Here is a 5,602-nt window from a genome sequence, read left to right as displayed (position 1 = left end):
ATTAACTATGCCTATTACCTTGCGAAGAATGGCGTACGCTATTCAGACGACTCAGCATTGGGTCTCACCCATCAAACGTTTGAAGCCTTGCAGTACTATCTACTCAAAGCCTCAAATAAACTGGCAAAAGAGCAAGGCGCGTGCCCTGCCTTCAACGAGACCACCTACTCGCAAGGTATCTTGCCGATTGATACCTACAAAAAGGACTTGGATAAGATTTGCCAAGAGCCATTGCATCTGGACTGGGAAACTTTGCGTAAGGAAATTACTGAGCACGGTCTGCGCAACTCGACCCTAACCGCGCTAATGCCGTCTGAAACCTCTAGCCAGATTGCTAATGCTACTAACGGTATCGAGCCACCACGCGGTCTGGTCTCTATCAAAGCCTCAAAGGACGGTATCCTCAAGCAAGTTGTGCCTGAGATCGAAAAATTACGTGGTCAGTACGAGCTACTGTGGCAAATGCCTAATAACGATGGGTATATCAAGCTAGTCGCTATCATGCAGAAGTTCGTCGATCAAAGTATCTCTGCCAATACCAACTATGATCCTGTGCGTTATGAAGGTGGCCGTGTACCGATGAAGATATTGCTTAAAGATCTGCTAAACGCGTATAAGCTTGGCGTGAAAACGTTGTATTACCATAACACCCGTGATGGTGCGAACGATGCCCAAGCGGATATGGAAGATGATTGTGCTGGCGGGGCTTGTAAGATTTAGGTTGATTGAATCTGTGTAAATACAGTTCTAACTTATAAATATTATTTAGAGGACTAAGCTAATGGCTGACTATAAAAGTAACTATCTACAAGAAGTGCTTGAAACACATAAAATGAAACACATAAAAGATGTTTTCGATAAGTATAGAGATAGACGCAATGAAATTAAAGATTTCTTGAATAGCGAATATGGTAACAAAATTTACAGTCCTTTCGATTCAGGATCTTACAGTAAGCACACTGCTGTTAATACAAAATTTGACTTGGACGCAGTTGTACCTTTCAAATATAAAAGCTTCAATACACTAGAAGATATGTTCAACGATATTTATGAAAAGTTAAATGATAAGTTTAATGATAGAACTACTGTTCGAAAGCAAGGTGTTTCTATTGGGCTAGCTTTTGAAGAAGATGATATTGAAATAGATATCGTACCTGCTCGAGAAACACGAGTAGATGGTTATACTGAGTCAAGAAATTTAAATCTTCATATTAACTCTTTAGATCCATCAGAAACTGGGTATCTAAAAACAAATATTAAAAATCAAATTGATCATATAAGCGGAAAAGAAAATGAACGAAAAATTATTAGACTACTAAAGATTTGGAAGTTTCAGCACTCTAAAAAATATAAATCTTTCTTTTTTGAACTTTTAGTTATTAAAGCTTATAGCTATACCTCGCCTACGGGTAATTTATGGGAGCAATTTAAGGCTGTTCTCCAATATGTCGTAGACAATATTGAGAACGATACATTCAAGCTTCCTGATCCAGGCAATGGTGCTAATGACTTAATAAATACGTTAGAACCATATCAAAAAAACTCGCTAAGAAGTGATTTTGAGTTGATGCTAACTAATATTGGAAACAACGAAAAACAAATTGAATACTATTTTGAGAAAAACGAGGAGTTTTCTGAAGAATCTAACAATAATAGTTTGAGCTATGGTGTTGCTGGAGCTAGCCCAGTTTCTACGCCTTCATCTACACAGCGTTTTGGTTAGATATGAGATTCTCTAAAGAAGAGCTACTAGATACTATTGGTAGCATAAGCTACGTATCTAACTTACGAGATTTTAACTTCGATAACAATCTCGTAAGTTTCAATATAGCTTTTGACTTTGAGGGTCTTAATGAAGAAATAAATTTTGAAGTGACAATCAATTCTCGATATCCATTTAAATTTAGTGGTTCTGAAACCATAAGCTTTAATAATCTTGATCTGATTGAATACAGTCATGTAATGAGTGATGGCTCAGTATGTTTCCATAACAAACATTGTATTGATTTCAGACAGAAGTTAATACAGGATTTCGATGCAATTAAAAGCTGGATTACTAAATATATAGTTAAAGAGGAAAAAGATAGTCATTATGAGCATCTAATCGTCAATAACGATGCTTTCGAAGGTAGCCATTACTCTTATCAGTTTACTGATGTAAAAGAAAGCTTCAAAAAGGGAGAGTTTGGGACGGTTTCTCTCAAGCCATTAATTAGCTCGCCATACTATCAAAGTCATATAAGTAATTATCTAGTTCAAAGTTTTACTGACTCCTCAAGCTTTGCAATTAAAAATTGTGGCTGGAACTCTTACTACATGGATTCTAGTCAGAGTGAACAAGGACTATACATCTTTATTAAAGATTCTCCAGCTATTAGTGAGCGATTCTCTTTTAACAATTGGAAAAGTTTTGAAGGTTTAATCAGCCAAGATTTTTTACAGTATTTATCTAGATATGTGATTAGTTTAAGAAGCATACACAATCTTAAGTTACCAATACCTTTATTCGTAGGTTTTAATACGAAAGATAGTAATATACATTGGCAAGTAGCTTTAATAAATATTGATGACAGTATCTTTGAAGGCATTATAGATATAAACGGTAAAGTTATTTATAGTTTAAAAGATAAAGATATTAACTGGGCATTAACAAATAACTCATCTTACTCTTACTTTTTTGGTAGAGGTGCGTTTGATAGAACTTTAACTACTTCTAAGATACTAATTATTGGTGTAGGCGCTGTTGGAAGCAATGTTGCTAAAACTTTAGTACGTTGTGGATGTAAAAATATCTCAATAATTGATTACGATATTAAAAAACCTGAGAATATTTGTCGTTCAGAGTACGAATTTAATTATGGTTTTATTAACAAGGTAGACGAACTATCTATATTACTTTATAGCATCTCACCCTTTGTTAAAATTAGTACAGGTAAAAGCCTGATCACAGAACAGCTGAAATCCGAATCTTACGGTAATATATTGAAAGATGTTATTGAAGAAGAGTTGTCCAATTATGACTACGTATTTGACTGTTCTACTGATGATGACTTGATGTATATTTTAGACAATCTTAATATTACAGCGACTATTATCAACTTATCTATTACTAATCATGCCGAATCACTCGTTTGTGGTGTATCACCAAATACTTATAAGTTTGTTAGACATCAGTTTAAAAATATTCTAGAGAATGACGTTGAAGATTTATACAATCCTATAGGTTGTTGGAGCCCGACTTTTAGAGCTTCTTATAATGATATCTCTACACTTACACAGTTTGCTTTAAAACATATAAACATCATGATTAGTAACAGACAGCTAAATAGCTTTGTAATTAATCATGATAATAATTATGAGTCTTTGAAAGTGAGTAAGTTTTGACTATTACCAAACACTACAAGAATTTGAAATTAGTAGTCGAAGATAGCTTGTTAAAAAGTATTTATCAGTCAAGCTGTGGACACTACCCTAAAGAGTATGGTGGCTTTTTGATTGGCAAATATTCTAATGATTTTAAAACCTTGTATATTAAACAATCAATCACAGCAGATATTTTTAAGAGTAGTCGAATTGAATTTACTAGAGAGTCCAGCTATTTAAAAACAGAGTTTGAAAAATTGTTCATAAGTAAAGGACTCTACTATATTGGTGAGTGGCATACTCATCCAGATGGTGAAGCATATTATAGCTCAACAGATTTAAATGCCATGATTAGTATTGCTCGCGAAAAAAGCGTAAAAATTGATAATCCTATCTTACTTATATTGAGTATTACTAGCGATAGTTTGAAGGATTTTAATTTTTTTGTTCTTAATAATAATAGGTTAGAACTATATGAATAAGATTGCACTACCAGAGTTATTTGCAAGCATGCAACAGCAAATGTCTGCTCAACTAAGTACTAATAGAGCTTTCATACATCATCCTGGTTCAAAAGGTGATTCATTAGAGAATGCATGGATTGAATGGTTAAGAAGTTACTTACCTAATCGCTACAGTGTAGACAAAGCAATCATCATAGATCATCTAGGGAATACAAGCCATCAAATTGATGTAGTTATTTATGATAACTACTTTACTCCATTTATCTTTACACAAAATGGTTTTCATTATGTCCCTGCCGAAGGTGTTTATGCTATTTTTGAGGTTAAGCCTGATATAAAAGGTAATGTTGGTTCGGATAGTTACATAGAGTATGCAGGTAAGAAAATAGAGAGTGTTAGACAATTAACTCGGACATCCACTTCGATGATCAACTCTGGTCGAAAGTTTCAACCTAGACCTTTGACTAAAATACTAGGTGGAATTTTAGCTACTACAAATACCTATAGTCACAAGAGTAATAATACTATTGAGCAACATCTTGGAAACTTAGGGGGCTTAAAAGGAATAGACTTAGGTTGTGTTGTTGACTACGGTAGTTTTTATGCTGATTATCATGGTGAAGAAGATATTACAGAAGAAAACCTCTCTAAGCGTATAAATGATTATTATGAATCTAGACAATATAATAATTTGAATTTTAGTAAAGCTGAAAATTCATTAATTACTTTCTTTATGCAACTAACTCAATACCTTCAGCAAGCTATAGGAACTATTCCAGCTATTGATTTGCAAGCTTATCTTGATGTTATTGGTGAAGATATCGATAAAGAACTTTAAATATTTTTAAAAGAATTGACTAACTTTGCTTCAAAGAGGCTTCTTAGCCCCGACGGTAGCGGTATCCTGCTGACGACGATGGCGATGCAGTCTGTGGCTGGGAGTGGTCGCTCGAACGTTGGAACGCTACCAGACACAATAGACTGCACGCCAGCGGCTAGGCAGATACAAGCGGTAGGCGGGATTGGCTCATTAAAATATTTAGAATTAAAACAGTAACAAATAAGACCTAATTTTCGTGCTAAAATTAGACCTATATTTAGAGCCTAGTATTAGCGGAGAATGAATCATGCAACCCATATTTGCAACACAGACAGTCAGTATTTCAGAGTTAAAGACCAACCCTTCGGCAGTGATCAAACAGTCAGATGGTGAGTCCGTTGCTATTTTAAATCATAACAAACCTGTGGCTTATTTAGTTTCAACAGACGTCTTTGAGCGTATGATGGAAGCAATGGATGATATGGCATTAAGCCAAACCGTTGACACACGGATGAAGGACGGGCAGATACCCATAAAGGTCACGTTGGATGACTTATAATCTTGAGTTTCATCCTTTGGCATTAAAAGAGTGGAAAAAGATAGCGCCAAACATTCAGCAGCAATTTAAGAAAAAATTACAGCAGCGCTTATCTAACCCTCATGTGCCAGCGTCAAAGCTCTCGGGACATACAGACACTTATAAGATCAAGTTACGCACCATAGGCTACCGGCTGGTGTATACCGTAAAAGATGATGTAGTGGTGGTTTATGTGCTAGCCGTAGGTAAAAGAGAAAATAACAAAGTGTATGATAGCCTGACAACGCGTAAGCGTTAATGAAACGTACTATTAAATCTTAGCATTTTAAGCTCAAGCTTGATGACTATAATAAAGATGGCACAAAAACGACGGAGGTCACAGACGTGAGCTATACCGCAATCATCAAAGATGGTGGG

At 35.2% G+C, this 5,602-nt stretch carries 7 protein-coding genes and 1 pseudogene; all 8 read left to right on the top strand.

What is annotated here, in order from left to right; translation table 11 throughout:
- Positions 1-720, top strand: a pseudogene (locus ACTXGO_RS08920) (ribonucleotide-diphosphate reductase subunit alpha); the annotation flags it as partial.
- 61 nt (positions 721-781) lie between these two features.
- Positions 782-1,723, top strand: coding sequence for a nucleotidyltransferase domain-containing protein (locus ACTXGO_RS08915; protein WP_443574119.1), 942 nt, complete (start codon positions 782-784; stop codon positions 1,721-1,723).
- Positions 1,724-1,725: 2 nt separating this feature from the next.
- The gene (locus tag ACTXGO_RS08910) at positions 1,726-3,384 is read left to right on the top strand and encodes a ThiF family adenylyltransferase (RefSeq protein ID WP_443574117.1); all 1,659 of its coding nucleotides are present in this window, start codon (positions 1,726-1,728) and stop codon (positions 3,382-3,384) included.
- Complete coding sequence (locus tag ACTXGO_RS08905) at positions 3,381-3,845, top strand: M67 family metallopeptidase (protein ID WP_443574115.1); 465 nt, start codon at positions 3,381-3,383, stop codon at positions 3,843-3,845. The genes ACTXGO_RS08910 and ACTXGO_RS08905 overlap by 4 nt, the downstream gene beginning before the upstream one ends.
- Positions 3,838-4,665, top strand: coding sequence for a DUF6602 domain-containing protein (locus ACTXGO_RS08900; protein ID WP_443574113.1), 828 nt, complete (start codon positions 3,838-3,840; stop codon positions 4,663-4,665). The genes ACTXGO_RS08905 and ACTXGO_RS08900 overlap by 8 nt, the downstream gene beginning before the upstream one ends.
- A 15-nt stretch (positions 4,666-4,680) precedes the next feature.
- A complete protein-coding gene (locus ACTXGO_RS08895) occupies positions 4,681-4,884 on the top strand; it encodes a hypothetical protein (protein ID WP_443574111.1) in 204 nt (67 codons plus the stop codon).
- 70 nt (positions 4,885-4,954) lie between these two features.
- Positions 4,955-5,206, top strand: coding sequence for a type II toxin-antitoxin system Phd/YefM family antitoxin (locus ACTXGO_RS08890; protein WP_443574109.1), 252 nt, complete (start codon positions 4,955-4,957; stop codon positions 5,204-5,206).
- Positions 5,196-5,483, top strand: a complete 288-nt coding sequence (locus ACTXGO_RS08885; RefSeq protein ID WP_443543640.1) for a type II toxin-antitoxin system RelE family toxin — start codon at positions 5,196-5,198, stop codon at positions 5,481-5,483. The genes ACTXGO_RS08890 and ACTXGO_RS08885 overlap by 11 nt, the downstream gene beginning before the upstream one ends.
- The last annotated feature ends 119 nt before the right edge of the window (positions 5,484-5,602 follow it).

This window comes from Psychrobacter sp. T6-1 (assembly GCF_052258445.1).
The sequence above is the reverse complement of the archived record's forward strand: the minus strand, read 5'-3'. Positions and strand labels throughout refer to the sequence as shown.

Coding starts and splice junctions, on each gene's coding strand:
- ACTXGO_RS08890 (WP_443574109.1), top strand. CDS start 4,955: ATGCAACCCATATTTGCAACACAGACAGTCAGTATTTCAGAGTTAAAG.
- ACTXGO_RS08910 (WP_443574117.1), top strand. CDS start 1,726: ATGAGATTCTCTAAAGAAGAGCTACTAGATACTATTGGTAGCATAAGC.
- ACTXGO_RS08900 (WP_443574113.1), top strand. CDS start 3,838: ATGAATAAGATTGCACTACCAGAGTTATTTGCAAGCATGCAACAGCAA.
- ACTXGO_RS08915 (WP_443574119.1), top strand. CDS start 782: ATGGCTGACTATAAAAGTAACTATCTACAAGAAGTGCTTGAAACACAT.
- ACTXGO_RS08885 (WP_443543640.1), top strand. CDS start 5,196: ATGACTTATAATCTTGAGTTTCATCCTTTGGCATTAAAAGAGTGGAAA.